Source organism: Streptomyces sp. MGP-P1, assembly GCF_057766565.1.
Genome location: NZ_JBYMEM010000006.1, coordinates 961030 through 987995, shown reverse-complemented (window position 1 = coordinate 987995; position 26966 = coordinate 961030). Strand labels below are relative to the sequence as shown.

Sequence of the window (26966 nt, the reverse complement as noted above, 5' to 3'; positions counted from 1 at the left end):
TGCCCGGCGGCTACTCCGTGGGCTCGATGCCCGCGCGCAGCAGTCCGTAGGTGTACGCGTCCTCCAGCGCCTGCCAGGACGCGGCGATGACGTTCTCGGCGACCCCCACGGTCGCCCAGTCGCCGGTGCCGTCGCCCGTGGTGATGAGCACGCGGGTGGTGGACTCGGTGCCCGTGCGGCCCTCCAGGATGCGGACCTTGTAGTCGACCAGCTCCAACTTGGCGAGCTGCGGGTAGATCCGCTCCAGAGCGACGCGCAGGGCCCGGTCCAGGGCGTTGACCGGGCCGTTGCCCTCGGCGGTGGCGACGATCCGCTCGCCCTTGGCCCAGAGCTTCACGGTGGCCTCGTTGGCGTGGCTGCCGTCGGGGCGGTCCTCGACGATCGCCCGCCAGGACTCCGTACGGAAGTAGCGCCGGGCCCGGCCCTCGACCTCGCCGCGCAGCAGCAGTTCGAAGGAGGCGTCGGCGGCCTCGTAGGTGTAGCCCTGGAGTTCGCGCTCCTTGACCCGCTCCACGACCCGGCCGACCAGGGCGCGGTCGTCACCGAGGTCGACGCCGAGTTCCTTGCCCTTCAGCTCGATGGAGGCACGCCCCGCCATGTCGGAGACCAGCATCCGCATGGTGTTGCCGACCAGCTCGGGGTCGATGTGCTGGTAGAGGTCGGGGTCGACCTTGATCGCGGAGGCATGCAGCCCGGCCTTGTGGGCGAAGGCCGAGACGCCCACGTACGGCTGGTGGGTGGAGGGGGTGAGGTTGACGACCTCGGCGATGGCGTGCGAGATGCGGGTCATCTCGGCGAGCGCGCCCTCGGGCAGCACCCTCATGCCGTACTTGAGTTCCAGGGCGGCGACGACCGGGAAGAGGTTGGCGTTGCCGACCCGCTCGCCGTAGCCGTTGGCCGTGCACTGGACGTGGGTGGCGCCGGCGTCCACGGCGGCCAGGGTGTTGGCGACGGCGCAGCCGGTGTCGTCCTGGGCGTGGATGCCGAGGCGGGCGCCGGTGTCGGCGACGACCGTGGAGACGACCGCCTGGACCTGGGCGGGGAGCATGCCGCCGTTGGTGTCGCAGAGGATGACGACCTCGGCGCCCGCCTCGTACGCGGTGCGGACCACGGACTTGGCGTACTCGGGGTTGGCGCGGTAGCCGTCGAAGAAGTGCTCGCAGTCCACGAAGACCCGGCGGCCCTGCTCGCGGAGGTGGGAGACGGTGTCGCGGACCATCTCCAGGTTCTCCTCCAGGGTGGTGCGCAGGGCCAGTTCGACGTGCCGGTCGTGCGCCTTGGCCACCAGGGTGATCACCGGGGCGCCGGAGGTCAGGAGGGCCTTCACCTGGGGGTCCTCGGCCGCGCTGCCGCCGGCCCTGCGGGTCGCGCCGAACGCCACGAGCTGGGCGTTCTCGAACGTGATCTCCTGCTGGGCGCGGGCGAAGAACTCCGTGTCGCGCGGGTTGGCCCCCGGCCAGCCGCCCTCGATGTACCCCACACCGAAGGTGTCCAGATGACGGGCGATGGTCAGCTTGTCGGCGACCGTCAGGTTGATGCCCTCACGCTGAGCACCGTCGCGCAGTGTGGTGTCGAAGACATGGAAACTGTCGTCGGTGGCGTTGGCCTTGGTGGTCATGCTGATCTGACTCCTGTCGGATGAGTGGATCCGGACGGTCTGGGCCTGTTCGGGGAACCCGGAACAGGCCCCAGCTCCACTTGCCCCCATCATCCCGCGCGCCTCGCCCTAGCCCGGGTGCGGGCCGGAAAACGAAAAAACCCCTCGCGGGTGCGAGAGGTCTGCGCGCGGGTCTGGGGCACGATGGCCGCGCCGTACGGAGTGGTACGGGGCGGTCACTGCGGACCGGCGCGCCTGCTGCCAATAATCATGACGAACGAGGACACGGGAGCAGTCTCGCACAGCGACGGCCCCGTGACTGCGGTGTCTCAGGATGCGGGCGTGATGCTGGTCGCGTCGCTCAGTGAGCGCCCGGCGTCAGCGTCTCGTCGAGGAACTCCGCCGCCTGCCCCAGCACCCGCTCGCGCCCCGCCCCCGGGATCCCGACCGTCACATGGATGCTGAACCCGTCGAGCAGCGCCCGCAGCCGGGCGGCGAACCGGTCGGCGTCCACCGGCCGGAACTCGCCGCGCGAGACCCCCTCGGCGAGCAGCGCCACCAGGTCACGGTGCCAGACCCCCTCGATCGCGGCCTGCCGGGAACGGGCGTCGTCGTCGGCGTTCTGCGAGCGGCCCCAGACCTCCAGCCAGAGCGTCCAGTGGGGGTCGCGGTGCCCGGCGGGCAGGTAGAGGTCGATGTACGCGTCCAGCCGCTCGCGGGCCGTCCCCGGCCGGGCGAGCAGGGCGCCCCGTTCGGCCCCCAGGCGCCGCTCGCTCCACTCCAGGGTCTGGAGGAGCAGTTCGTCCTTGGTGCGGAAGTAGTAGAGGAGGTGCCCGCTGCTCATGCCCACCTGCCGCCCCAGCCCGGCCATGGTCAGCCCGTCGAGCCCGCGCTCGGCGACGGTGGCCATGGCGGCGGCGAGGACGTCCTCGCGGGGCGGGGCGGCGTGGTGGGTGCGACGGGGGGCGCGGGTCATGGGTTCGCTCGGACCTTCGGCTGCTGCTGGGTGATGCAGTGGATGCCTCCACCGCCGGCAAAGATCGTACGGGCGTCGACCGGCGTCACCGTACGGTCCGGGAAGAGGCCCCGGAAGATCGCGGCGGCCTCTGCGTCGCGCGGGTCGTCGAAGGCGCAGAGGATCACGGCGTCGTTGCAGAGGTAGTGGTTGATGTAGGAGTAGTCGACCCATTCCCCGTCCTCGTCGCGGAGCACGGTGGGGGCGGGCACCTCGACGACCTCCAGGGGACGCCCCTGGCGTCGGTGGCGGCCCGGAGGATCGCCACGGTCTCCCGGGTGACGTCGTGGTCGGGGTGGGCGGGGTCCGGCTGGACGTGGGCGACGACGGTGCCCGGGCGGGCGAAGGCGGCGACGATGTCGACATGGCCGAGCGTGCCGTACGTCCCGTAGTCGCCGGTCAGCCCTCGGGGCAGCCAGATGGCCTTCTCGGTGCCGAGGCGGGCGTGGACCTCCGCCTCGACCCGCTCCCGGGTCCAGCCGGGGTTGCGTTCCGCGCCGAGCTGGACGGTCTCGGTGAGCAGGACGGTGCCCTCGCCGTCCACGTGGATCGCGCCGCCCTCGTTGACGAGCGGGGAGCTGTGGGCGGGGGCCCCGGCCAGCTCGGCGACGGCCCGGGCGATGTGCTGGTCGTGCTCCCAGCGGGCCCAGCCCTGGGCGCCCCAGCCGTTGAACGTCCAGTCGACGGCGGCGAGCGTCCGGCCGTCGGTGACGAAGGTGGGGCCGATGTCCCGCATCCAGGCGTCGTCGAGCGGCCGCACGACCAGCTCCACGTCCGGCCCGAGCAGCGCCGCCGCCCCCTCCTCCTGGCCGGGCCCGACGACCACGGTCACCGGCTCGAAGCGCCGCACGGCCCGAGCGACACCGGCCCACGCGCGACGGGCCTCGTCCAGCTCGGCGTCGGAGGCGAAGGTGGGGTTGGGCCCGGGCCAGGCCATCCAGGTGCGCTCATGGGGGGCCCACTCGGGGGGCATGCGGAAGGGGGCGGGGGTGACGGGCATGGGGGCTCCTGGTCGACACAGTTAGAGTGTCACTCTAACTGTGTTCCGAAGCGTTGGGAAAGTTCTGTCCGGTCCTTTTGGAGCGACGCTCTATTCTTCGGGCAGGAAAAAGGCCGCACCGGCGAGAAGCCGTGTGCGGCCCGATCCCACTGGGCGGGGCCAGACGAGAGCCGAGAGCCTAGCCCAGCGGGTGCATCCAGCCGTGGGTGTCCTCGACGACGCCGCGCTGGATGTCGAGAAGACGCTCCCGGAGCCTCAGGGTGACCTCGCCGGGCTCGCCGTCGCTCTGGGTCCACTCGCCGCCCTCGGACTTCACCAGGCCGACGGGGGTGATGACGGCGGCCGTGCCGCAGGCGAAGACCTCGACGAGGGTGCCCTTCGCCGTGTCGTCGCGCCACTGGTCGATGGAGACCCGGCCCTCCTCGGAGCCGTAACCGAGGTCGCGGGCGACCTTGAGGAGGGAGTCGCGGGTGACGCCGGCGAGCAGGGAGCCCGTGAGGGACGGGGTGATGATCTTCTTCGAGCCGTCCTCCTGGGCGTACACGAAGTAGAGGTTCATGCCGCCGAGCTCCTCGACCCACTTGTGCTCGACCGCGTCGAGGTAGGCGACCTGGGCGCAGCCGTGTGCGGCGGCCTCGGCCTGGGCGAGGAGGGAGGCGGCGTAGTTGCCGCCGGTCTTGGCGTCGCCCACGCCGCCGGGGACGGCGCGGACGCGGTTCTCCGAGAGCCAGATGGACACCGGCTTCACCCCGCCGGGGAAGTAGGCGCCGGCGGGCGAGGCGATGACCAGGAAGAGGTATTCGTTGGCCGGCTTCACGCCGAGGCCGACCTCGGCGGCGATCATGAAGGGGCGCAGGTAGAGCGATTCCTCGCCACCGTGGGCCGGGACCCACGCCTTGTCCTGCTGCACCAGCGCGTCGCACGCCGCGATGAACGTCTCGACGGGCAGCTCGGGCATGGCCAGGCGCGCGGCCGAGCGCTGGAAGCGGCGGGCGTTGGCGTCGGGGCGGAAGGAGGCGACCGTGCCGTCGGGCTGGCGGTAGGCCTTGAGACCCTCGAAGATCTCCTGCGCGTAGTGCAGGGTCATGTTGGCCGGGTCCATCGACAGCGGGCCGTAGGGGACCAGCTGGGCGTCGTGCCAGCCCCGGCCCTCGGTCCAGCGGATGGTCACCATGTGATCGGTGAAGTGCCGGCCGAATCCGGGGTTGGCCAGGATCGCCTCGCGCTCCGCGTCGGACAGCGGGTTCGAGGAGGGCTTGAGCTCGATCGTGGGCGTCGTCATGAGTGCGTGTCCTTCACCGGTCTTGTGTGTGATGGACCGCGCTCACGCCTGTTCGTGCCCGACGCTTTTCGGTCAGGTCCTAGGACGTCCGAGCTTTACCGCGAGCCACGGCCCCGCGTTCGATTATCACTTGCGGGGGGCCGTGCACGAAATGGTGTGAATGCGGTCCAGGGGTCGATGGTGGCACCCGGGGGCCGCACAGGTGAAGCCGCCGGGCGCTGAGTGCGACCCGGCGGCTTCGAAGTGGAGTCGTCGGGTCAGCCCGCTACGCGTACCGCGAGGGCGTCGCCGATCTCGTCGGTCGTACGCGTGGCGGCTCCTCCCCCAGAGCCTGAAGGGCCTGGGAGGTGCCCCCCTCGCTCCGCGAGGTCGGCGGAGACGGCGTCCTCGATGCGCGCGGCCTCGGTCTCGTAGCCGAGGTGGCGCAGCATGAGGGCGACGGAGAGGACCGTGGCGGTCGGGTCGGCCTTGCCCTGCCCCGCGATGTCGGGGGCGGAGCCGTGGACCGGCTCGAACATCGACGGGAACGCGCCCGTCGGGTTGATGTTGCCGGAGGCGGCCAGGCCGATACCGCCGGATACGGCGGCGGCGAGGTCGGTCAGGATGTCGCCGAAGAGGTTGTCGGTGACGATGACGTCGAAGCGCTCCGGCTGGGTGACGAAGAAGATCGTCGCGGCGTCGACGTGCAGATAGTCCGTGCTGACCTGCGGATACTCGGCGGCAACCCGGTCGAAGGTGTTCTTCCACAGGTGGCCGGCGTAGACGAGGACGTTGTTCTTGTGGACCAGCGTCAGCTTCTTGCGCGGACGGGCCGCCGCACGCTCGAAGGCGTCCCGGACCACGCGCTCGACGCCGTACGCCGTGTTGAGGCTGACCTCGGTGGCGACCTCGGCGGGGGTGCCGGTGCGCAGCGAGCCGCCGTTGCCGGTGTACGGGCCCTCGGTGCCCTCGCGGACGACGACGAAGTCGATGTCGGGGCGGCCGGCGAGCGGGGTCGCGGTGTTGGGGAAGAGCTTGGAGGGCCGCAGGTTGATGAAGTGGTCGAACGCGAAGCGCAGCTTCAGCAGCAGCCCCCGCTCCAGAACGCCGGACGGCACGGACGGGTCGCCGATCGCGCCGAGGAGGATGGCGTCGTGGTTCTTGAGGGCTTCCAGCTCCGCGTCCGGGAGGGTGTCGCCGGTGCGGTGCCAGCGCTGGGCGCCGAGGTCGTACTCCTTGGTCTCCAGCTTCACATCCTGCGGGAGGACAGCGTTGAGGACCTTGAGGCCCTGGGCCACGACTTCCTGGCCGATTCCGTCACCGGGGATCACTGCGAGATCGATGCTGCGAGACATGCCGGAAGCCTAACGGTGCGTCCCACCCCATGACATCCGGCGTCCACCATACGGACGAGACGTAAAGGTGTTCGGGGCGTTCGGGGTGGGGTCGAGTGGTCTGTCGGCGGCTCAGTGGCCGGTCGAGCCGCCGTTGTCGCGGCGGTCCAGGGCGCGCTGGAGAGCGGCGGCGGCGTTCTTGCGGTCCGACTCGGACGGGCGGGGAGTGTGACGGACGCGGCGGGTGGTGGTGGTGGCCATGATGGATCGACTCCTTGAGATCGCATGGATGCCGGGGGCAGGCCGCACATCGCGGTGCGGCGCCGAGGCCGGGCCGGGATCGGATTTCGAGGTGCCGTAAGGAGCGGGGAGCGTGCGCCGCAGGGGGTTACCTGCTTCGGGGCGCGCGCCCACGACCGCCACAGTCGCTCGATCGAGCGAATCGTTCGGCTCCTACCAAGTTAGGACAGTCGGGCCGTCCTGTCTCCACAGTTACTCGGACTTCCTACTATCTGAGACGGGTCATCGGATCGGACCAGGTGACAGCGGTGGAAGGAGTCCGTCCCCGAACCGTCCGGCCCGTCCGCCCGCCCGCTCAGAGCAGGTCGCCCTCCCGCCAGTCGAACTGGAGCGGGTGACCGGTCGCGGGCAGAGCGCCCCCGGCCGAGGGGCGGACGTAGGTGGTGCCCTCCTCCTCGGGCAGGAGGACGGGGCCGGCCGGGCCGAGGGCTGCGAGCCTGCCCGGCCAGACCTGCCAGCCGCGCGACGCGTAGAGCGCCGCTCCGGCGTCGGAGGCCGACAGGGCCCCGAAGTCGTAGGCCGTGTCGATGACGTGTTCCAGGGCGGCCATCACCCGGTGGCCGAGGCCCGCGCGGCGGTGGTCGGCGTGGACGGCGACGGCCTCGACGTATCCGGCGCGGTAGGAGCGGTCCGCGTGCAGGACCCGGCGCTGGACGACGCTGCCGTGGGCGATCAGGAGGCCGGCGGCGTCGTCCACCAGGGCGTGGACGCCGCCGAGGGAGTGCTCCCAGTCCTCATCGGCGAAGTCGCCGTCGAAAGCGGTGTCGAGCAGCTCGCGGATCCGGTCCCGTTCGGCTGCGGTGAGCTCGTGGGTGTGGACAATGCGCGGTGCGGGAGAGCGGTCCATGACCGTAAGCCTGCCAGCCGCCCCGACCCGCCGGACACCGAATTTCGCCGCCGCGCACAGGCCCGCCCGGACCGGGGTGCGCGGCGGTCCAGGCGGGCGGGGTCAAGCAGTGCCGGTGGTGGCGGCGGCCGGGGCGGCGGCCGTAGCCGTGGCCCTGCTCTGGGCGGTGGCCGTGGCCGTGGCCGCAGCGGTGGCCGTTGCTGTGGCGGCTCAGTACACCGTCACGCCGTACGCGGAGAGCGCCTCGGCGACCGGCTGGTGGATGGCCGAGCCCGCGGTGCCCGAGCAGCCGGAGCTGCCGGAGTGGATGCCGAGGGCGACCGATCCGGCGAAGTGCGCGCCGCCGCTGTCGCCGCCGGCCGAGCAGGCGGTGGTGCGGACCATGTTGTAGACGGGCCCGTCGCCGTAGTTGACGGTGACGTTGACGGCGGTGACCGTGCCGGAGGTCACCTTCGTCGTGGATCCGCTCTTCTTGATCGCCTGGCCGACCACGGCGTTGGCGGCGGAGGAGATGTCCTGGGTGGAGCCGTTGTAGAGGTCGACGGTCCCGGCGGGCGACGAGCCGTCCGTGTAGCGGACGATGCCGTAGTCGTTGGTCGGGAAGCTGGTGCCCTCGCGGACGCCGACGACCGAACCGCCCGAGCTGGCCGACCAGTTGGCGGAGATGTTGGTGCAGTGACCGGCGGTCACGAAGTAGCGGGCCCCGCCCTTGGTGACGTTGAAGGCCGCCGAGCAGCGGCTGCCGCCGCCGTAGATCGCTCCGCCGCCCAGCACCTCGCGGTGGAAGACGCCCGGTACGCGCTTGATGTCGACCGCGCCGTCGAGCCGTTCCGCGACGGCTTCGAGGCGGGCCATGTCCCGTGCGGAGACGGAGGAGTCGGCCTCGACGGCGACCCGGTTGGTGCGCGGGTCGACGCCCCAGGAGGTGCCGGTGATCTTGGCCTCGGCCTCCAGGGTCTCCATCGCGGCGTCCAGCTGGGCGGCGCTGCGGGCCACCCGGCGGACGGTGGCCCCGGCGGCGCGGGCCTGCTCCTCGGCCCGGTCGGTGGTGACGGTGACGACCAGCTTCCCGGTCTTCGCGTCGAGGTAGGAGCCGGCGGTGGCGGCCCCGAGCTGCCGCTCGACGGTGGCGTCGAGCGCGTACGCGGACGGGGTGGGGATCGCCGGGGGAACGGACGCCGGGGTGTCGGCGGCAGTGGAGGGGGCGGCTCCGAGTCCGAGGGCGCCGGCGACGAGCAGCAGGGAAACACCGAGGCGCGCGCGGGAGTTGCGTCTCATGGGGGAGCTCCTTCTGGGTGACGTGTGGGGACGTACCGAGAAGGAATTTGACATGCTCATTACCTATTCCACAAGACCGCGTGTCCGGGGCGCCGGAGGGCGGACAGCTGGTCCCGCTCAGCGGACACTGACCGGGACCGGTCCCGCGCCTGTCCGAAGCCCCGCTTCCCCCGGGCCTCCCCCACCGCGCACACTGCGGCCATGTCCGACACGACGCCCACGCCCCGGCAGTGGTCGCCCATCCATGGCGACCCGTACCGTCCCGCGCCCTACCGCCCCGAGCGGATCGCCCCGCAGGAGTCGCTCGCCCGTGCCGCCCGGCTGCGGGAGCGCATGGACGAGCGCAGGACCGTCCGCGCCTTCTCCCCCGACCCGGTCCCCGAGCAGGTGGTGCGCGACGCCATCGCGTGCGCGGCCACCGCCCCCTCCGGCGCGCACCAGCAGCCGTGGACCTTCGCCCTGGTCAAGGACCCAGAGGTCCGCCGCCGGATCCGGGAGGCCGCCGAGCACGAGGAGAAGGTGAGCTACGACGGGCGGCTCGGCGAGGAGTGGCTCGCGGCGCTGCGCCCGCTGGGCACGGACGCGGTGAAGGCCCATATGACGGACGCGCCGGCCCTGGTCGTGGTGTTCCAGCAGCGCTACTGGCTGGGCGAGGACGGCACGAAGCGCAAGCACTACTACGGGGACGAGTCGGTGGGGATCGCGGTGGGCATGCTGCTCACCGCCCTGCACCTGTCCGGTCTCGCGGCGCTGATCCACACCCCGAGCCCGATGCGCTTCCTCGGCGAGGTCCTGAACCGGCCCGAGAACGAGAAAGCGTTCGCCGTGATCCCCGTCGGCTATCCCGCCGACGACTGCGAGGTCCCCGACCTGGTACGCAAGTCGCTGGACCAGGTGCTGGTGGAGATCTGAGGAGCATCGGCGAAGCTCGGAGGAGCCGCGCCCGGCCCCGAGAACAGGAGGCACATGGAAACCGCCCCCCGGCCGGCAGGGGGGCCGGTCGGGGGGCGGTGCTCTGGGGGGACCTCCGTCGCCGGAGGGCCCGGGTCCGGGGCGTCGTGCTGCGGCGCCCCGGGGGCGTCAGCCCTGGTGGGGGTAGGTGTAGTCGGTCGGCGGGACCAGCGTCTCCTTGATGGCCCGGGTCAGGGTCCAGCGCTGGAGGTTCTGCGGGGCGCCCGCCTTGTCGCAGGTGCCGGAGGCACGGCCGCCGCCGAAGGGCTGCTGGCCGACGACGGCCCCGGTCGACTTGTCGTTGATGTAGAAGTTGCCCGCGGCGTAGCGGAGCTTGTCCATCGTGTACGCGGCGGCCGCGCGGTCGCCCGAGATGACCGAGCCGGTCAGCGCGTAGTCGGAGACCGACTCCATCTGCTCCAGCATGGCGTCGTAGTTCTCGTCCTCGTAGACGTGGACCGCGAGGATCGGGCCGAAGTACTCGGTCGTGAAGACCTCGCTCTCGGCGTCGGAGCACTCGATGACGGTCGGGCGGACGAAGTAGCCCACCGAGTCGTCGTAGGTGCCGCCCGCGACGACGGTGCACGCCGGGTCGGACTTCGCGCGGTCGATCGCGGCCTTGTTCTTGGCGAACGAGCGCTCGTCGATGACGGCCCCGATGAAGTTCGTCAGGTCGGTGACGTCACCCATGGTGATCGAGTCGACCTCGGCCGCGAACTCCTCCTTGAAACCGGAGTTCCAGATGGAGGCCGGGACGTACGCCCGCGAGGACGCCGAGCACTTCTGGCCCTGGAACTCGAAGGAGCCGCGGGTCAGCGCGGTCTTCAGGACGGCGCGGTCGGCGCTGGGGTGCGCGACGACGAAGTCCTTGCCGCCGGTCTCGCCCACGAGCCGCGGGTAGGTGCGGTACTTGGCGATGTTGTTGCCGACCGTCTTCCACAGGTGCTGGAAGGTGGGGGTCGAGCCGGTGAAGTGGATGCCGGCCAGGTCGCGGTGGTTCAGCGCCACCTCGGAGACGGCGATGCCGTCGCCGGTGACCAGGTTGATGACGCCCTTGGGCAGCCCGGCCTCCTCCAGCAGCTGCATCAGCAGCACGGCGGCGTGGGTCTGGGTCGGGGACGGCTTCCACACCACGACGTTGCCCATGAGGGCGGGGGCGGTGGGGAGGTTGCCCGCGATGGCCGTGAAGTTGAACGGCGTGATCGCGTAGACGAAGCCCTCCAGCGGGCGGTGGTCCATGCGGTTCCACACGCCCGGGGAGTTCGCCGGGGGCTGCTCGGCGAGGATCTGGCGCGCGTAGTGCACGTTGAAGCGCCAGAAGTCGATGAGCTCGCAGGGGGTGTCGATCTCGGCCTGCTGGGCGGTCTTGGACTGGCCGAGCATGGTGGAGGCGGCCAGCGTCTCGCGCCAGGGGCCGGCCAGCAGCTCCGCGGCGCGCAGGATGATCGCCGCGCGGTCGTCGAAGGCCATCGCGCGCCAGGCCGGAGCGGCGGCCAGGGCCGCGTCGACGGCGTCCTGGGCGTCCTGCTCGGTGGCGCCGGCGAAGGTGCCGATGACGGCCTGGTGGTTGTGCGGCTGTACGACGTCCACACGCTCGCCGCCGCCCATCCGCTTCTCGCCGCCGATGGTCATCGGCAGGTCGATCGGGTTCTCGCTGAGTTCCTTGAGCTTCAGCTCCAGGCGGGCGCGCTCCGGGGAGCCCGGGGCGTAGGAGTGAACCGGCTCGTTGACCGGCGCGGGGACCTGGGTGACGGCGTCCATGGTTGCCTTGTCTCCTTGGTGTCGGCGGGGGTGGGTGTGTCGGCCGTGGCCGGTTCAGCCCCGGTTCGGGGGCGGGGCGCTCAGCCCTTGGTGAGGATCGAGCGGCCGAAGAACAGCAGGTTGGCCGGCTTCTCCGCGAGGCGGCGCATGAAGTATCCGTACCAGTCGGTGCCGTACGCCGTGTAGACGCGCATCCGGTGGCCCTCGGCCGCGAGCCGGACGTGCTCGTCGCTGCGGATGCCGTACAGCATCTGGAACTCGTACTCATCCAGTTTGCGCCCGGCCTGGCGGCCCAGCTCCTGGGCGATGGCGATGAGACGGGGATCGTGGGACCCGATCATCGGGTAGCCCTCGCCCTCCATCAGGATCCGGGTGACGCGGACGTACGCCTTGTCGATCTCGGCCTTGTCCTGGTACGCGACGGAGGCGGGCTCCTTGTAGGCGCCCTTCACGATGCGTACGCGGCTGCCCGCGGCGGAGAGCCTGCGGGCGTCGTCCTCGGTGCGGAACAGGTAGGACTGGATGACGCAGCCGGTCTCCGGGAAGTCCTTCCGCAGCTCCTCGTGGATGGCGAACATCGAGTCGAGGGTGGTGTGGTCCTCGGCGTCCAGGGTGACCGTGGTGCCGATGGCGGCCGCCGCCTCGACGACCGGGCGCACGTTGGCGAGGGCCAGCTCGTGGCCGCCCTCCAGCGCTTGGCCGAACATGGACAGCTTGACGGACATCTCGGCGCGGGTGCCCAGGCCGAGGTCCTTCAGACGCTCGACGAGCTCCAGGTACGCGTCACGGGCGGCCTCGGCCTGAGCGGGGGTGGTGATGTCCTCGCCGACGACGTCGAGCGTGACCTCCAGGCCCTTGTCCGCGGCGTCCTCCACGATCGGCACGACCTGGTCGACGGTCTCCCCGGCGATGAAGCGGTCGACGACCTGCTTGGTGCCGGGCGCGGCCGAGACAAACCGGCGCATCTTGTCGCTGCGCGATGCGGCGAGAATCACGGGACCCAGCACGGGGCACCTCCACGAATGTACGGACGAAGGGCCGTAACGGTACGAACGCGAACGGACCGGTACGGCACGGATAACCACCGTGAAATCTAGGGACCGCTCCGATCCTGTGCCATCGACACCTGTCACGCATCCGTGGCCGCCATCTCAGACATCTGTCTGAAGAAGGGCGCGAAGGGGTGCAGAATGGCGGAGTGACAGGCGATTACCAGGAACTGGTCGACGAGATCTCGGCCCTTCTCGACGCCCCGGCCACCCTGGAGAACCGGGATTTCGGCCTGGTCGCCTTCGGAGCCCACGACAGCGACGACGACTCCGCGATGGACCCGGTCCGCACCCGGTCGATCCTGACCCGGCGCTCCACGCCCGCCGTGCGCGCCTGGTTCGAGGGGTTCGGCATCACCCGGGCGACCGGTCCCGTGCGGATCCCCGCCGCCCCCGAGGCCGGGGTGTTCCGGGACCGCATCTGCCTGCCCGTACGCCATCGAGGTGTCGTCCTCGGTTACGTCTGGCTGCTCGACGCCGACCCCGGCCCGACCGACGAGCAGCTGACCGCCGCGATGGAGGTCGCCGCCCGGATCGGGGCGCTGCTCTTCGACGAGGCACGGGCGGGCGCCGACCTGTCGCGGGAGTTCGGCGCGGTGCTCACGGCGGGCCCCGGCCGACAGCGCGACACCGCCGTCGCCGCGCTGGGCGAGGCCCTGGGGCCGGACGCGGAGGGGCTGCACACGGTGGTCTGTGTGACCCCGTGGGCGGACGACACGCCCTCGGTACGGGGGGTGGGCTCGGCGGCCGCCCTGGCGACGGTCGCCGCGCCGGGGGGAGCCGGGGCGCTGTCGCTGGCCGCGCTCGTCCGGCTGCGCGCGCCGGACCGCCTCGACCCGGCCCTGAGCGCCGCGGACCGGTTGCGCGCCGATGCCGGCCCGGTCGCTGCCGGGGGGATCGCCACGCCGCGCCGGGGCCTGGACGAGCTGCCGGTCTCCTGGCACGAGGCCTCGGCGGCGGCCCGCGCGGCACGGGCCGAGACCCGCCTCGGCCCGGTCGCCCGGTGGTCGACGATCGGCCCGTACCGTCTGCTGACCGCCCTCCCGGGTACCGGCGAGGGCCCCGGGGACCCGGTGGTCGCCCCGCTGCTGACCTCGCCGCACCGGGAGCTGGCGCACACCGCCGAGGTGTTCCTGGACTGCGCGGGCCAGGCGGGCCGGACGGCCGCCGCACTGGGCATCCACCGCCAGACGCTGTACTACCGGCTCTCCCGGATCCAGCAGATCACCGGCCTCGACCTCAACGACGGCGAGGACCGGCTGCTGCTGCACATGGCGGTGAAACGGGCCCGGCTGTAGGGAAGAGAGCCGGGGCCGGCCGAGCCGTGCGAAGGCGGGTCAGCCTACCGGGGGGCGCCAGGCGGCCTCGGCGTCCTGGGCGGTCGGGAAGGTGGGGAAGACCTGGTCCAGGCCGACGATGCGGAAGATCCGGCTGACGCGGTCGGGGACCGCGACCAGCACGATGCTCGCCTCGGCGGCGAGGACGTGGTTGCGTGCGGCGATGAGCACGGTGATGCCGGTGGAGTCGCAGAAGGTGAGGGCGCCGAGGTCGAACACGAGCTGCTGGCCGGGGTGCAGGCCGAGAGCGGGAAGCGCGGCGCGGACCTCGGGTGTGGTGTGGTGGTCGAGGTCTCCGGTGAGTTCGATGACCGGCCCGGCCGGGGTCGTGCGGGTGTTCATGGTCAGGTGCTTGGTCACTGCCGCTCTTCACTGGGGGGCCGGGGCACATGGATGGCCAGGATGGCGGTGTCGTCGTCGACGCCGGTGCCGAAGCTGTCGAGCAGGCCACGGACCGCGCTGACGGTGTCCGAGGCCGTGGTGGGGGCCAGGGCGCGGCCGAAGTCGAGAAAGGCGTCGTCGCCGTAGCGTTCTCCGTCGCCGGCGGCAGCGTCGGTGTGCGCCTCGGTGAGACCGTCGGTGTGCAGGAGGAGGGTGTCGCCGGGGGCGAGATGGAGGGTGGTGGTGGCGATGTGGGCGTCGGGCAGGACGCCGATGAGCTGTCCGCCGGGAGTGGGCAGGAAGTCGGCGGTGCCGTCGGCGCGCATCAGCAGGGCGGGGGGATGGCCGCCGCTGGCCAGCGTGATCTGGAAGCCGCCGTGGAGGAGATCGGGGGTGAGCAGGCCGAAGACGACGGTGCAGAACCGTGGGTCGGAGCCGTGGTACTCGTGGTTGAGGACCGTGTTGAGGTTGCCGAGGACGGCGACGGGGTCGGGGTCGTAGACGGCTGCGGCGCGCAGGGTGTAGCGCGCCAGCGAGGTGACCGCCGCCGCGGCGGCCCCCTTGCCGCAGACGTCGCCCAGGAACAGGCCCCAGGTACCGGCTGCCAGGGGGAAGAGGTCGTAGAAGTCGCCGCCGACCTCGTCGACGGAGGCGACGTGGTAGTACGCGGAGACGTCCAGGTCGGGCACGTTCGCCAGGACCGGCGGCAGCAGGCTCCTCTGCAGGGTCGTGGTCAGAGCCTGGAGGCGGTCGCGTTCCCGGTCGGCGGCCTGACGGGCGCGCAGCAGTTCGGTCTCGTAGGCGCGGCGGTCGCGGGCGTCGAAGACCGTGGTGCGGACCAGCAGCGGCTGCCCGTCGCTGCCCGTCTTGACCGTGGAGGTGACCAGGACCGGCAGTCGGGTGCCGTCGGCGGCCTTCATCTCCAGGGCGATGCCGCTGATCTCCCCCTGCATCCGCAGCATGGGGGCGAAGTGCGTCTCGTGGTAGAGCCGGCCGCCGACGGTGAGCAGGTCGGAGAAGTGCCTGCGGCCGACCAGGTCCTCGCGCCGGTAGCCGAGCCAGTCCAGGAGGGTGGTGTTGGCCTTCGCGATCCGGCCGTCGAGCAGGGTGGAGAGGTAGCCGCAGGGCGCGTGCTCGTACAGGTCCTCGGCGCTGTCCTCCAGCAGCGCGGAGAACTGTGCCCGGTCGTCCACCGGCCCCTCGTCCCTCGTTCCACCGTGTTCCTCGTCGTTGGTCCTGCTCATCAAAGGGTGTCTCCCGCGAAGCCGGCGATCGCCGCAGCGGTCTCCTCGGGGGCGGCGAGCTGCGGGCAGTGCCCGGTGGCCTCCAACGTGACCAGCCGACTGCCCGGTATCCGCGCGTGCACGAAGGCGCCGACCTCGGGCGGGGCGATCGCGTCGCTGGAGCACTGGGCGACCAGGGTGGGCACAGTCACCTCGCCGAGGTCGGCGCGGTTGTCGGAGAGGAACGTCACGCGGGCGAAAGCCCTGGCGATCTCCGGATCGGTACGGCAGAAACTGCTCGTGAGCTCCTCCCCCAGCTCGGGGCGTTCCGGGTTCCCCATGATGACCGGGGCCATCGCACCCGACCAGCCCAGGTAGTTCGCGTCGAGCGACTCCAGGAGCTCGTCGATGTCCTCGGCGCTGAACCCGCCCCGGTAACCGGTGGCGGGGTCGTCGATGAAGCAGGGCGAGGGGGCCAGCAGCACGAGACCGGCGAACGCCTCGGGCTCCTTCGCGGCGGCCAGCACTCCCATCATCGCGCTCACCGAGTGCCCGACGAAGACCACCGGGCCCAGCGCCAGCTCCCCGCACAGCTCCAGGAGGTCGGCGACGTACCCGTCCAGGGTCGAGTACCGCTCCGGGCTCCACGCCGACAGATCGGAGTTCCCCGAGCCGACGTGGTCGAAGCGGACCACGGTGAAGTGGCGCTCCAGCTCGGGCACCACGAGACGCCACATGTTCTGGTCGCACCCGAACCCGTGCGCCAGCATCACCACCGGCCCCTCGGCCCGGCCGCTCACCTTTACGTGGTTCCTGCTCAGCACGTCCATACCGCACATCTTCGCAGACCGCCTTCGAGCCGCCCGGTCCGCTACCGCCCCCGCTGCGCGACGCCTCCCCTGCCCCTCGGGGCGGCCCGCCCCGAGGGGGTGCCGGGCGCGCCCGGCCGGAGGAGGGAGGGCCGGCCCGGCCGGAGGAGCGTCCGGAGGGCCGGTCCTTCACTTGCCGAAGCGGCGTTCCCGGTTCGCGTACGAGCGCAGCGCGCGCAGGAAGTCCACGTGCCGGAAGGCCGGCCAGTAGCAGTCCACCCAGTGCATCTCGGCGTAGGCGGACTGCCAGAGGAGGAAGCCGGACAGCCGCTGCTCCCCGGAGGTGCGGATGATGAAGTCGGTGTGGTCGGCGACGGGTGAGTAGAGATGGCGGGAGATGTCGTCGATCCCGAACCGGGCGGCCAGTTCGGCCGGGTCGCCGCCGGCCGCGATGTGCTCCTCGAAGGCGCTCTTCACGGCGTCGACGATCTCGCGCCGGCCGCCGTAGCCGACCGCCACGTCCACCTTGAGGCCGCCGCGCCCGGCCGTGGCGGCGGTGGCCTCCTTGAACACCCGGGCGCTGGCGCCGGGCAGCATGTCGAGCGAGCCGATCGCCCGGACCTCCCAGTCGCGGCCCTCGGCGGTGATGTCCCGGACGGTCTCCTCGATGACCTCGATGAGCGGGCCGAGCTCTTCGGCGGGGCGGCCCAGGTTGTCGTCGGAGAGCATGAAGAGGGTCACGTGCTCGATCCCGGCGGCCGTGCACCAGCCCAGGAACGTGGTGACCTTGGCGCCGCCCGCCCGGTAGCCCTCCCGGACGTCCGTGTGCCCGGCCTTCCGGGCCCAGCGCCGGTTGCCGTCGACCATGATCCCGACGTGCTGGGGGCGCGGCAGTCCCACCAGGGTGGCGGCGAGCCGACGCTCGTACACCGCTTCGATCGGCCGTCGGAGGAACAGGGGAAGCAGCTTCATGGACCCACTCCATCACAGGACCGCCCCTGCCGGAGGACCCCGCGGACGGTCCCGGACGCCTCCGGCGTGTTCCGGCCGGTCCTCACAACGGGCTGTCCCCGTCGTCCGGTTCGGTGATCGGGCGGTCGCTGACCAGGGCGGCCAGCACCAGCGGCGCGTCGCCGTCGCTGTGCCCCACGGTCAGGGCGATCCATCGGCCGTCGGGGCCGAGGGGCCCCCAGACCACCAGGTCTCCGTACAGGTCCTGGGCGAACAGCGCCTCGAACAAGGGCTCCACGGGCGTCCCGGCCTCCCGACGCAGCAGCGCCACGTGCAGCCGCACCGGCCGGTGCGGGCCCCACTGGTCGCCCAACGCCTGTGCCAGCACGGTCAGATGACCCTCGGCGGCCTCCACCGCTTCGTTCCACCCGGGGGCGTACACACCGGTGAGGGAGTGGCCCTCCCAGAGCGGCACGATCCGGAAGCCCTCCCCGACGGTGACCGTCCACTCGCCGGTGGCCGGGTCGCCCTCGGCGGCGGTGGGGCCGGTCGCCGGTACGGGGGCGGCGAGGAGCTCGGTCACCTCGGCCGCCGCGCGCTCCGCGTCGAACTCCTCGCCCGCGCGGGAGGTCACAGGACCGCCCGGTCCATCGGGCGGGGCAGCGGAGCCAACGCCCCCGCCTCACGCAGCCGCTGGTACACCCGCACCACGCCCGCGCTGTCGCCCGGGGCCGCGATGCTCAGCAACTCCCCGCCGCCGGGCTGGGGTTCACGGACAACCCCCAGGTCTTCGGGGACGAGGGCGGCGCGGGCCGGGGAGAGGTAGCCGGTCCGGCCGACGACCGGGTCGCCGACGGAGTAGCCGGCGTCGTCCTCCAGCGCGTCCAGCACGTCGTCGTCGCTCACGTCGCCGAAGTCCGGTTCCCACACCCGGGCGACAAGCGACAGGAGCGCCTCCTCGGGGACCACGGCCTCGTCCGGGGCGTAGAGGATGATCGCGAGCGACTGGAGCAGGAACTCCGGCGCCCCGCCCGCCAGTCCGCTGACCTCGGCCTCCCAGCCGCGCGCCCCGGTGCCGACGAGCCGCAGCCCGGTGCCGGTGAGGTCCGACCAGTCGGCCGCGCTCCGGGCCGTGCGGACCGCGCCGAGCAGGGCGTCCCCGTCGGGGGTGAACGCGGTGGCGGGACCGTTCCCGTGGACCTGGCTCCAGGCGTCGGCCGCCTGCGGGACCAGCTCGGCGAACCCGTCGAGGGTCCGCAGCCACCGGTCGGCAAGCGCCTCGGCCGGCTCCGGCCGGGGGCCCCAGAAGCCCCGCACTACACGTCGCATGCTCGTCTCTCCTCCGTCGGCGGGCCCGCAGCGCGCGGTCCCCCGGCCGGACGGCGGCCGGGATCACCACGCGTGCAGGCTACAAGGCGCCCCCGGGACGAGGACGGCTTGCGTCCCGGCGCGCGGCCTACTCGTCGAACGCCCCCGGCTTCCTGGTGCTGTCGTTGGGCTTCGTCGGGCTGTGGACCACCTTGACCGGCAGCCCTTCGTCCCGGAACGCCTTGCGGGCGGCCTTGGCCACCTCCGGGTCGGAGAAGTGCCACTCCACTCTCCGGCCGCCGGACGCCTCCACCTGGGAGCGGGCCTCGGTGACGAACTTGTCCTTGCCCGAGGGGGTGAGGGCGCCGCTGCCGGACTGGGACAGATAGCTGTCGTAACCGTTCTTGGCCTCCAGGAACGTCTGCCGGGAGGAGTCCCAGCCGTCGTACTCCACCGCCGGCTTGCCCTCCCGGGGGTGCGGCACGACGTACTCCTGGCCCCGGTTGGTACCGGTCACCTGCTCCTGGTAGCGCAGCCAGGACTCGTTCTTCCAGTTGGGCGCGGGGTTGCGGTCCCGGCTCGCCCAGTAGCCGTCGCCCGCGTCGGCGTCCCCGAGCGTGCGGTCCTTGAGGTCGTCGGCCCAGGACGGCGGGTTGTAGTTGCGCGGGTCGGAGGTGTCGTTGCGCTGCGCCTGCGGGTACTTCTTCTTGTCCACCTCCGCCTTGCGCGCCCGCTCGGGCTCCTCCAGCCTCTTCCGCTCCAGGTGGGCGGCCCGCTCGGCCGCTCGCGCCCGGGCGGCGGCCGCCTTGGCCGCCTCGTCGCACCCGCCGTCTCCGAGGACGATCCGGTCCGGGGAGCCGCCCGCCAGCACGCCGGTGCCCGAGCCGGGGACACCGGTGGCCCCGCCCCCGCCGTACCGCGCGCGCGGCGGGCCCGAGGCGATGGCGCAGCCGGTGCGGCGGGCCGCGTCCTCGGCGGTGTCCGCAGCGTCGTCGGCCTCCTTCGCCGCCTTCCGTACGCCGTCGAGGTCGCCGGCCTCGGCCGCCTTGCGGGCCCTGCGGGCCGCCGCCCCCGCATCGTCCGCGGCCCTCGCCACGGCTCCGGCGACCTTGCCCAGCACACCGAGCTTGCCGACCTTGCCGACGACCTTCGCGACGTTGTAGCCGGGGATGAAGATCGAGCCGATGTTCCAGATCACGTCGGTGACGGCCCGGGTCTTCTCGCCGTTGTTCCAGCGCTCGCGGACCTCGTCCCCGACGAACACGTCGTCGCCGACCGTGACCACCGTACCGACGGACGCCTTGCCCCAGTCCAGGATCGCGCCCAGGTAGTCGCCGTCCGCCCACTTGTCGCCCGCGCCCGAGGAGTCCTTCGTCCACTGGTCGCCGAGTTGCCTGCCGTAGTCGGCGAGGCCCGACCAGGTCTCCGGCTTGAACAGGTCGATGATCCCGGTGATGTCGCCCCAGAGCCCGTCGACCACGAGGCCCTTGACGACCTGCGTCGTACGGTCCCAGGCGCAGCCGAAGAAGCCCCAGCCGCCGCAGTCCTCCTGCTCCTCGGCCTGCTCGCCGCCTCCCTCGCCCTCCCCGTCGTCGGACGCCTGTACGTCGTGGGCGGCCTCGGGCTCCTCGTTGTCGTCGGGGAAGGTGTCCTCGCCGGTGCCGGGGCGGCCTGTGTCGTCGGGGCCTCCCGTGCCGCCGCCGGTCGCGGTCGAGCCCTCGGTACCGCCCGAGCCCTCCGTGCCGCCCGAGCCCTCGGTACCGCCGGCGCCTCCCGGGCCCCCGGTGGAGCCGGTGCCTCCGGTCGAGCCGGTGCCTCCCGTACCGCCGGTGGCGTCACCACCGGTGGCCCCGTCCGTGGACCCTCCGGTGACGCCGCCCGTGGTCGTCGAACCGCCGTCGGCTCCCCCGTTCGTACCGCCGTCGGCGCCTCCGTCCGCGCTCCCCGACGTACCTCCGTCGGCTCCTGCGTCCGTACCTCCGTCGGCTCCCCCGTCCGTACTGCCGTCCGGGCGGTCGCCCGCCTCGACGGAGCCGCTGCCCGGGGAGACCGGGCAGGAGCTGCCGGTCAGCGAGCAGATCGCGGACTGGAGGCCCTCGGTGATCCGGCCGCCGAGGCCGCCCACGGTCAGGGCCCCGATCAGCGCGACGACGATCAGGACCAGGCCCAGGTACTCCAGGGCGGTCTGCCCCCGGTCCCGCTTCCAGGTGATCATGTGCGGGAGCGAGAACTTCGGCGGCCGCCCCCGTTCGCCGGGCGGCAGCCGGAACCACGCCCGGCTCCCCGCGCGGCTGATCAGGACGGTGATCAGGATCGGCAGGACCAGCTGGGTCAGCCCGTCCGGCGACCCGTCCCCGAGGTTGGCGAGGCCCCCGAGGACCAGCCACACCTGTACGGCGACGATGCCCCACCGCACACGCGCGCCGCCGGTCCTGACGTGCCGGGCCAGCAGCGCCGCGAGCACCCCGGGCGCGGAGGCGTACAGCAGGATGCCGAGCACCTCGGCGCCCATCGCGTCCGCGGCGAGGGCCGAGCCGGACAGGCCGATCGCCCCCAGCACCGTCGCCCCGAACAGCACGAGGAGCAGCACGCGGACCAGGACGAGCGGGCGCGGGAGTTCACGCCGCGGGGCGGCGGCCGGAGCCGGGCCTCCCGCTACGGGTATGCCACCGACAGCAGACATACGTGATCCGACCCCCGGCGCCCATGAGTGACATGACAACAGGTCACCCTAGGGGCGGGGGCCCGCCACGTCGTGGGCCCCAGGACCCAACCCCGGGCCCACCCGGAGGGGTTGACCGAAGGGGTTGACCGGACCGCGGAAAGCAACGTACCCGGCAGCGGGGCCGCTCGTACGGAACGAGCGGGCCTGCTACCGGGTACGGAGCGGGGTCGTGCGCAGTGCGTCTGCGTCAGCCGGTGAGACTCATCGACGCTTCCGCGTCAGCCGGTGAGGCTCACCAACGTGTCCGCTTCAGTCGGTGAGGTTCACCGAGCGGGCCGAGGACGCGCCGATCTCCTCGGAGATCTCGGTCAGCACCGGCTGCGGGACGGTCTCGTCGACGGTCAGGACGACCAAGGCCTCGCCGCCCTCGGCGGCCCGCGACACCTGCATGCCCGCGATGTTCAGCCCGGCCTCGCCGAGGATCTTGCCGACCGCTCCGACCACACCGGGACGGTCCTGGTAGCGCAGGACGACCATGTGGTCGGCGAGCGCCAGATCGACGTCGTGCTCACCGATGGCGACGATCTTCTGGAGGTTCTTCGGGCCGGCCAGCGTGCCGGAGACCGCGACCTCCTGGCCGTCGGAGAGCGTGCCGCGCACGGTGACCACGTTGCGGTGGTCGGGCGACTCGGAGCTGGTGGTGAGGCGGACCTCGACACCACGCTCCTGTGCGAACAGCGGGGCGTTGACGTAGCTGACGGTCTCGTCGACGACGTCCTCGAAGACGCCCTTGAGCGCGGAGAGCTCCAGCACCTTGACGTCGTGCTGGGTGATCTCGCCGTACACCTCGACGTCGAGCCGGGCCGCGACCTCGCCCGCGAGCGCGGTGAAGATCCGGCCGAGCTTCTCGGCGAGCGGCAGGCCGGGGCGTACGTCCTCGGCGATGACGCCGCCCTGGACGTTGACCGCGTCCGGGACCAGCTCGCCGGCCAGGGCGAGACGGACGGACTTGGCGACCGCGATGCCCGCCTTCTCCTGCGCCTCGTCGGTCGAGGCGCCGAGGTGCGGGGTGCAGACGACCTGGTCGAACTGGAACAGCGGGGAGTCCGTGCAGGGCTCCTTCGCGTACACATCGAGGCCGGCGCCCGCGACGCGGCCCTCCTTGAGCGCGGAGGCCAGGGCCTCCTCGTCGACGATCCCGCCGCGCGCGGCGTTGACGATGCGGACCGAGGGCTTCACCTTGTGCAGCGCCTCGTCACCGATGAGACCGAGGGTCTCGGGGGTCTTGGGCAGGTGCACCGTGATGAAGTCGGCGACCTCCAGCAGCTCGTCCAGGCTGAGGAGCTTGACGCCCATCTGCGCGGCGCGGGCCGGCTGGACGTAGGGGTCGTAGGCGACGATCTTCATGCCGAAGGCCGACATGCGCTGGGCCACCAGGACGCCGATGCGGCCGAGGCCGACGACGCCGAGGACCTTCTCGCTGAGCTCGACCCCGGTGTACTTGGAGCGCTTCCACTCACCGTTCTTGAGCGCGGTGTTGGCCTGCGGGATGTTGCGCGCGGTGGCCACCAGCAGACCGCAGGCCAGCTCGGCCGCGGTGACGATGTTGGAGGTGGGGGCGTTGACGACCATCACGCCGGCCTTGGTGGCCGAGGAGACGTCGACGTTGTCCAGGCCGACGCCGGCGCGGGCCACGACCCGGAGCTTCTTGGCGGCGGCGATGGCCTCGGCGTCGACCTTGGTGGCGGAGCGCACCAGGATGGCGTCGGCGTCGACGATCGCGGGGAGAAGCTCGGCGCGGTCCGCGCCGTTGCAGTGCCGGATCTCGAAATCCGGACCCAGGGCGTCGACCGTGGCGGGCGACAGCTCTTCAGCGATGAGTACGACAGGTTTCGAGCTCACGTGAGTCCTCACAAGTCCAGTGCGGACGGCCGTCCCGACGGCCGCAGGCGGTGGAGGGGCTAGCCGCGTGGAAGACGCACGACACTGTGGGCCCTGACGCGTGTATCTGTGGAGAAGTGTAGTCATGCGACGCGCCTCGTACCGCGCCCCGGTGGAAGGATCACCCGCACGAGGGTGGACGTGGTGTACACCCGTACGGAACTGCCCCTCCGGTACCCCCGTACGGAGCGGCTTCTCCGGTTCACCGCGGAGCGGGGCGGGTCCTTCACGGACCCGCCCCGCTCACCCGAGGCCTAGGCCTCTTCGTCGTTCACCCAGCTCATGAGCTTGCGCAGCTCACGGCCCGTGGTCTCCAGCAGGTGGTCGCTGTCGGCCTTCTTGTACTCGTTGTACTTGGGCAGACCGTTGTGGTACTCGGCCATCCACGCGTTGGCGAAGGTGCCGTCCTGGATCTCGGTGAGGACCTTCTTCATCTCGGCCTTGGTGTCGGCCGTGATGATGCGCGGGCCGGTGACGTAGTCGCCCCACTCGGCGGTCTCCGAGATGGACCAGCGCATCTTGTCCAGGCCGCCCTCGTACATGAGGTCGACGATGAGCTTCAGCTCGTGCAGGCACTCGAAGTACGCGATCTCGGGCTGGTATCCGGCCTCGGTCAGCGTCTCGAAGCCGGCCTTGACCAGGGCGGCGGTGCCACCGCAGAGGACGGCCTGCTCACCGAACAGGTCGGTCTCGGTCTCCTCGGTGAAGGTCGTCTTGATGACGCCGGCGCGGGTGCCGCCGATGCCCTTGGCGTACGAGAGGGCGAGCTCCAGGCCCTTGCCCGAGGCGTCCTGCTCGACGGCCACGATGCAGGGAACGCCGCGGCCCTCCTCGTACTGACGGCGGACCAGGTGGCCGGGGCCCTTGGGGGCGACCATGCAGACGTCGACGCCGGCCGGCGGCTTGATGAAGCCGAAGCGGATGTTCAGGCCGTGGCCGAAGAACAGCGCGTCGCCGTCCTTGAGGTTGTCCTTGACGGACTCCTCGTAGACCTGGGCCTGGATCGGGTCCGGGACGAGGATCATGATGACGTCGGCCTCGGCGGCGGCCTCGGCCGGGGTCACCACGCGCAGGCCCTGCTCCTCGGCCTTGGCCTTGGACTTCGAGCCCTCGTGCAGACCGACGCGGACGTCGACGCCGGAGTCACGGAGCGACAGCGCGTGGGCGTGGCCCTGGCTGCCGTATCCGAGAACCGCGACCTTGCGGCCCTGGATGATGGACAGGTCGGCATCGTCGTCGTAGAACAGCTCGGCCACTGGGTCTTCTCCTTGGTGTGCAGGTGTTGCGTCCCACCGTACGGCGGGGGCGTCGTGTACGTGATCGGGTCTCGCCATGCGAGCGGCGCGGGCGCGTCCCGCCGCCGGTCAGGCGGAGCGGTCGAGGGCGCGCAGGGACCGGTCGGTGATCGAGCGCGCGCCGCGCCCTATGGCGATGGTGCCGGACTGGACGAGCTCCTTGATGCCGTACTGCTCCAGCATCTTGAGCATCGCCTCCAGCTTGTCGGCCCCTCCGGTCGCCTCGATCGTGACGGCCTCCGGGGAGACGTCGACGGTCTTGGCGCGGAACAGCTGGACGATTTCGACGATCTGGGAGCGGGTCTCGCTGTCGGCGCGGACCTTCACCAGGACGAGCTCGCGCTGGATCGCGGCGGCGGGCTCGAGTTCGACGATCTTCAGGACGTTGACCAGCTTGTTGAGCTGCTTGGTGACCTGCTCCAGGGGCAGGCCCTCGACATTCACGACGATGGTGATGCGGGAGATGTCGGGGTGTTCGGTGGTGCCGACCGCGAGCGAGTCGATGTTGAAGCCGCGTCGGGAGAACAGGGCGGTGATCCGGGCGAGGACACCGGGCTTGTTCTCGACCAGGACGGAGAGCGTGTGCTTTTCGGACATGGAGTCGTTCTCTCTCTGTCTCTCAGTCGTCTTCGTTGTCGCCGAAGTCGGGGCGGACGCCGCGGGCGGCCTGGACCTCGTCGTTGGAGGTGCCCGCCGCGACCATCGGCCAGACCATGGCGTCCTCGTGGACGATGAAGTCGATCACGACGGGGCGGTCGTTGATGGAGTTGGCCTCTTCGATGACCTTGTCCAGGTCGGCCGGGTCCTCGCAGCGGATGGCGTAGCAGCCCATGGCCTCGGACAGCTTGACGAAGTCCGGGACGCGGGTGCCCTTGGCCGGGACGCCGTCCGTGTCCGCGCCGGAGTGCAGCACGGTGTTGGAGTAGCGCTGGTTGTAGAAGAGGGTCTGCCACTGGCGGACCATCCCGAGCGCGCCGTTGTTGATGACGGCGACCTTGATCGGGATGTTGTTGAGCGCGCAGGTGGTCAGTTCCTGGTTGGTCATCTGGAAGCAGCCGTCGCCGTCGATGGCCCAGACCGTGCGGTCGGGCATGCCGGCCTTCGCGCCCATGGCGGCCGGGACCGCGTACCCCATCGTTCCGGCGCCGCCGCTGTTGAGCCAGGTGGCGGGCTGCTCGTAGTCGATGAAGTGGGAGGCCCACATCTGGTGCTGGCCGACGCCCGCCGCGAAGATCGTGCCCTCGGGGGCGAGCTTGCCGATGCGCTGGATGACCTGCTGCGGGGAGAGGCTGCCGTCCTCGGGCAGGTCGTAGCCGAGCGGGTAGGTCTCGCGCCAGCGGTTGAGGTCCTTCCACCAAGCGGTGTAGTCGCCGGTGTGGCCCTCGGTGTGCTCGGCCTGGACGGCCTGGACCAGGTCGGCCAGGACCTCGCGGGCGTCGCCGACGATGGGGACGTCCGCGGTGCGGTTCTTGCCGATCTCGGCCGGGTCGATGTCGGCGTGGACGATCTTGGCGTACGGGGCGAAGCTGTCCAGCTTGCCGGTGACGCGGTCGTCGAAGCGGGCTCCGAGGGCGACGATCAGGTCGGCCTTCTGCAGCGCGGTGACGGCGGTGACCGCGCCGTGCATGCCCGGCATTCCCACGTGCAGCGGGTGGCTGTCGGGGAAGGATCCGAGCGCCATCAGGGTGGTGGTGACGGGCGCTCCGGTCAGCTCCGCGAGGACCTTCAGCTCGGCGGTGGCGCCGGCCTTCATGACGCCGCCGCCGACGTACAGCACGGGGCGCTTGGCCTGGGTGATCAGCTTCGCGGCCTCGCGGATCTGCTTGGCGTGCGGCTTGGTCACCGGGCGGTAGCCGGGCAGGTCCTGGGTGGGCGGCCAGCTGAAGGTGGTCTTCGCCTGGAGGGCGTCCTTGGCGATGTCGACGAGGACCGGTCCGGGGCGGCCGGTGGAGGCGATGTGGAAGGCCTCGGCGATGGTGTGCGGGATGTCCTCGGCCTTGGTGACCAGGAAGTTGTGCTTGGTGATCGGCATCGTGATGCCGCAGATGTCGGCTTCCTGGAAGGCGTCGGTGCCGATGGCCTTGGCGGCGACCTGCCCGGTGATCGCGACGAGCGGCACGGAGTCCATGTGCGCGTCGGCGATCGGGGTGACCAGGTTGGTGGCGCCGGGGCCCGAGGTGGCCATGCAGACGCCGACCTTGCCGGTGGCCTGTGCGTACCCGGTGGCGGCGTGGCCGGCGCCCTGCTCGTGGCGGACCAGGACGTGACGGACCCGGGTGGAGTCCATCATCGGGTCGTAGGCGGGGAGGATCGCGCCGCCGGGAATGCCGAATACCGTGTCGGCGCCGACTTCCTCGAGAGAACGGATGAGGGACTGCGCGCCCGTGACGTGCTCAACGGTGACGGACGGCTGTCCGCCGTTTCGGGCGCGCGGCTGCGGGTGGTGGGCCCCGGTGGCCTGCTCGGTCATCGGCATTCTCTTCTCGAAGCTGAGGTTTTTCGCGGGTGTTTTGCAGCGGTTTGAGCGGTGTCAGTGCAACAAAAAACCCCTCGTGCCGTGAGGCAAGCGAGGGGAGCGCGCCGGGTGCGGTCGCAGAGTGTCGTGGAGTGACTCTGCTTCAGCCGACGCGCTTTCCAAGTACGAGAATTCGGGTGCGCATGGC

22 protein-coding genes and 1 pseudogene are annotated in these 26966 nt (G+C 71.7%); 2 read left to right on the top strand and 21 right to left on the bottom strand.

The window, feature by feature from the left end; translation table 11 throughout:
• Nucleotides 1–10: 10 nt before the first annotated feature.
• The 8 genes and pseudogenes from cimA to AC3CH1_RS20095 all read right to left on the bottom strand — a co-directional run bounded on the left by cimA (nt 11) and on the right by AC3CH1_RS20095 (nt 8632).
• Nucleotides 11–1618, bottom strand: coding sequence for a citramalate synthase (gene cimA / locus AC3CH1_RS20130; protein ID WP_488464191.1), 1608 nt, complete (start codon nt 1616–1618; stop codon nt 11–13).
• Between the two features lie 340 nt (nt 1619–1958).
• A complete protein-coding gene (locus tag AC3CH1_RS20125; protein ID WP_488464190.1) occupies nt 1959–2573 on the bottom strand; it encodes a TetR/AcrR family transcriptional regulator in 615 nt (204 codons plus the stop codon).
• Nucleotides 2570–3612 (bottom strand): annotated as a pseudogene (locus AC3CH1_RS20120) (agmatine deiminase family protein). Before AC3CH1_RS20120 ends, AC3CH1_RS20125 begins: the two are co-directional and overlap by 4 nt.
• Nucleotides 3613–3790: 178 nt before the next feature.
• Nucleotides 3791–4894, bottom strand: coding sequence for a branched-chain amino acid aminotransferase (locus AC3CH1_RS20115; protein ID WP_488464189.1), 1104 nt, complete (start codon nt 4892–4894; stop codon nt 3791–3793).
• 257 nt (nt 4895–5151) lie between these two features.
• Nucleotides 5152–6228 carry a 3-isopropylmalate dehydrogenase gene (locus AC3CH1_RS20110; protein WP_488464188.1) on the bottom strand — a complete coding sequence of 359 codons (1077 nt, stop codon included), beginning with the start codon at nt 6226–6228 and terminating at the stop codon, nt 5152–5154.
• Between the two features lie 111 nt (nt 6229–6339).
• The gene (locus AC3CH1_RS20105) at nt 6340–6468 is read right to left on the bottom strand and encodes a hypothetical protein (protein WP_488464187.1); all 129 of its coding nucleotides are present in this window, start codon (nt 6466–6468) and stop codon (nt 6340–6342) included.
• A gap of 334 nt (nt 6469–6802) precedes the next feature.
• Nucleotides 6803–7354: a GNAT family N-acetyltransferase gene (locus tag AC3CH1_RS20100; RefSeq protein ID WP_488464186.1), complete on the bottom strand. Its 552-nt coding sequence runs from the start codon at nt 7352–7354 to the stop codon at nt 6803–6805.
• A 210-nt stretch (nt 7355–7564) separates the two neighbouring features.
• Nucleotides 7565–8632: a S1 family peptidase gene (locus tag AC3CH1_RS20095; RefSeq protein ID WP_488464185.1), complete on the bottom strand. Its 1068-nt coding sequence runs from the start codon at nt 8630–8632 to the stop codon at nt 7565–7567.
• A gap of 201 nt (nt 8633–8833) precedes the next feature.
• Here AC3CH1_RS20095 and AC3CH1_RS20090 point away from each other — a divergent pair, with 201 nt between their 5' ends.
• Nucleotides 8834–9544 carry a nitroreductase family protein gene (locus tag AC3CH1_RS20090; protein ID WP_488464184.1) on the top strand — a complete coding sequence of 237 codons (711 nt, stop codon included), beginning with the start codon at nt 8834–8836 and terminating at the stop codon, nt 9542–9544.
• A gap of 168 nt (nt 9545–9712) precedes the next feature.
• Here the strand turns inward: AC3CH1_RS20090 and pruA are convergent, their stop codons facing one another.
• Together pruA and AC3CH1_RS20080 are read right to left on the bottom strand one after the other, a co-directional pair.
• Nucleotides 9713–11344 (bottom strand): L-glutamate gamma-semialdehyde dehydrogenase, encoded by a 1632-nt coding sequence (gene pruA, locus AC3CH1_RS20085; protein ID WP_488464183.1) that lies wholly within the window; start codon nt 11342–11344, stop codon nt 9713–9715.
• An 80-nt stretch (nt 11345–11424) separates the two neighbouring features.
• Nucleotides 11425–12351, bottom strand: a complete 927-nt coding sequence (locus AC3CH1_RS20080; protein WP_488464182.1) for a proline dehydrogenase family protein — start codon at nt 12349–12351, stop codon at nt 11425–11427.
• A 191-nt stretch (nt 12352–12542) separates the two neighbouring features.
• Between AC3CH1_RS20080 and AC3CH1_RS20075 the strand changes: the two genes are divergently transcribed.
• The gene (locus tag AC3CH1_RS20075; protein ID WP_488464181.1) at nt 12543–13691 is read left to right on the top strand and encodes a PucR family transcriptional regulator; all 1149 of its coding nucleotides are present in this window, start codon (nt 12543–12545) and stop codon (nt 13689–13691) included.
• Between the two features lie 39 nt (nt 13692–13730).
• Here AC3CH1_RS20075 and AC3CH1_RS20070 read toward each other — a convergent pair whose 3' ends face one another.
• The 11 genes from AC3CH1_RS20070 to AC3CH1_RS20020 all read right to left on the bottom strand — a co-directional run bounded on the left by AC3CH1_RS20070 (nt 13731) and on the right by AC3CH1_RS20020 (nt 26779).
• Nucleotides 13731–14090: an STAS domain-containing protein gene (locus AC3CH1_RS20070; protein WP_488464180.1), complete on the bottom strand. Its 360-nt coding sequence runs from the start codon at nt 14088–14090 to the stop codon at nt 13731–13733.
• Complete coding sequence (locus AC3CH1_RS20065; RefSeq protein WP_488464179.1) at nt 14087–15355, bottom strand: PP2C family protein-serine/threonine phosphatase; 1269 nt, start codon at nt 15353–15355, stop codon at nt 14087–14089. The genes AC3CH1_RS20070 and AC3CH1_RS20065 overlap by 4 nt, the downstream gene beginning before the upstream one ends.
• Complete coding sequence (locus AC3CH1_RS20060) at nt 15355–16164, bottom strand: alpha/beta fold hydrolase (RefSeq protein WP_488464178.1); 810 nt, start codon at nt 16162–16164, stop codon at nt 15355–15357. Before AC3CH1_RS20060 ends, AC3CH1_RS20065 begins: the two co-directional genes overlap by 1 nt.
• A gap of 168 nt (nt 16165–16332) precedes the next feature.
• The gene (locus tag AC3CH1_RS20055; protein WP_265599140.1) at nt 16333–17115 is read right to left on the bottom strand and encodes an isoprenyl transferase; all 783 of its coding nucleotides are present in this window, start codon (nt 17113–17115) and stop codon (nt 16333–16335) included.
• A gap of 82 nt (nt 17116–17197) precedes the next feature.
• Nucleotides 17198–17728, bottom strand: coding sequence for a hypothetical protein (locus AC3CH1_RS20050; RefSeq protein WP_488464177.1), 531 nt, complete (start codon nt 17726–17728; stop codon nt 17198–17200).
• Nucleotides 17725–18423, bottom strand: coding sequence for a hypothetical protein (locus tag AC3CH1_RS20045; protein ID WP_488464176.1), 699 nt, complete (start codon nt 18421–18423; stop codon nt 17725–17727). Before AC3CH1_RS20045 ends, AC3CH1_RS20050 begins: the two co-directional genes overlap by 4 nt.
• Nucleotides 18424–18550: 127 nt before the next feature.
• Nucleotides 18551–21085 carry a Tox-REase-5 domain-containing protein gene (locus tag AC3CH1_RS20040; RefSeq protein ID WP_488464175.1) on the bottom strand — a complete coding sequence of 845 codons (2535 nt, stop codon included), beginning with the start codon at nt 21083–21085 and terminating at the stop codon, nt 18551–18553.
• A 291-nt stretch (nt 21086–21376) separates the two neighbouring features.
• A complete protein-coding gene (gene serA, locus AC3CH1_RS20035) occupies nt 21377–22969 on the bottom strand; it encodes a phosphoglycerate dehydrogenase (RefSeq protein WP_488464174.1) in 1593 nt (530 codons plus the stop codon).
• A 293-nt stretch (nt 22970–23262) separates the two neighbouring features.
• Nucleotides 23263–24264, bottom strand: a complete 1002-nt coding sequence (ilvC, locus tag AC3CH1_RS20030) for a ketol-acid reductoisomerase (RefSeq protein ID WP_018960076.1) — start codon at nt 24262–24264, stop codon at nt 23263–23265.
• 108 nt (nt 24265–24372) lie between these two features.
• Entirely contained in the window at nt 24373–24900 is a 528-nt protein-coding gene (gene ilvN / locus AC3CH1_RS20025) for an acetolactate synthase small subunit (RefSeq protein ID WP_003966072.1), read from the bottom strand.
• 22 nt (nt 24901–24922) lie between these two features.
• On the bottom strand, nt 24923–26779 hold the full coding sequence (locus tag AC3CH1_RS20020; RefSeq protein WP_488464173.1) for an acetolactate synthase large subunit: 1857 nt from the start codon (nt 26777–26779) through the stop codon (nt 24923–24925).
• Nucleotides 26780–26966 lie beyond the last annotated feature (187 nt).

Bases quoted from the DNA above. Each gene is read 5' to 3' on its own strand.
- AC3CH1_RS20020 (WP_488464173.1), bottom strand. From the start codon at position 26,779: ATGCCGATGACCGAGCAGGCCACCGGGGCCCACCACCCGCAGCCGCGC.
- AC3CH1_RS20105 (WP_488464187.1), bottom strand. From the start codon at position 6,468: ATGGCCACCACCACCACCCGCCGCGTCCGTCACACTCCCCGCCCGTCC.
- ilvN (WP_003966072.1), bottom strand. From the start codon at position 24,900: ATGTCCGAAAAGCACACGCTCTCCGTCCTGGTCGAGAACAAGCCCGGT.
- AC3CH1_RS20055 (WP_265599140.1), bottom strand. From the start codon at position 17,115: ATGAAGCTGCTTCCCCTGTTCCTCCGACGGCCGATCGAAGCGGTGTAC.
- AC3CH1_RS20125 (WP_488464190.1), bottom strand. From the start codon at position 2,573: ATGACCCGCGCCCCCCGTCGCACCCACCACGCCGCCCCGCCCCGCGAG.
- AC3CH1_RS20090 (WP_488464184.1), top strand. From the start codon at position 8,834: ATGTCCGACACGACGCCCACGCCCCGGCAGTGGTCGCCCATCCATGGC.
- AC3CH1_RS20040 (WP_488464175.1), bottom strand. From the start codon at position 21,085: ATGTCTGCTGTCGGTGGCATACCCGTAGCGGGAGGCCCGGCTCCGGCC.
- cimA (WP_488464191.1), bottom strand. From the start codon at position 1,618: ATGACCACCAAGGCCAACGCCACCGACGACAGTTTCCATGTCTTCGAC.
- AC3CH1_RS20065 (WP_488464179.1), bottom strand. From the start codon at position 15,355: ATGAGCAGGACCAACGACGAGGAACACGGTGGAACGAGGGACGAGGGG.
- AC3CH1_RS20095 (WP_488464185.1), bottom strand. From the start codon at position 8,632: ATGAGACGCAACTCCCGCGCGCGCCTCGGTGTTTCCCTGCTGCTCGTC.
- AC3CH1_RS20110 (WP_488464188.1), bottom strand. From the start codon at position 6,228: ATGTCTCGCAGCATCGATCTCGCAGTGATCCCCGGTGACGGAATCGGC.
- AC3CH1_RS20100 (WP_488464186.1), bottom strand. From the start codon at position 7,354: ATGGACCGCTCTCCCGCACCGCGCATTGTCCACACCCACGAGCTCACC.
- AC3CH1_RS20060 (WP_488464178.1), bottom strand. From the start codon at position 16,164: ATGGACGTGCTGAGCAGGAACCACGTAAAGGTGAGCGGCCGGGCCGAG.
- AC3CH1_RS20045 (WP_488464176.1), bottom strand. From the start codon at position 18,423: ATGCGACGTGTAGTGCGGGGCTTCTGGGGCCCCCGGCCGGAGCCGGCC.
- AC3CH1_RS20115 (WP_488464189.1), bottom strand. From the start codon at position 4,894: ATGACGACGCCCACGATCGAGCTCAAGCCCTCCTCGAACCCGCTGTCC.
- pruA (WP_488464183.1), bottom strand. From the start codon at position 11,344: ATGGACGCCGTCACCCAGGTCCCCGCGCCGGTCAACGAGCCGGTTCAC.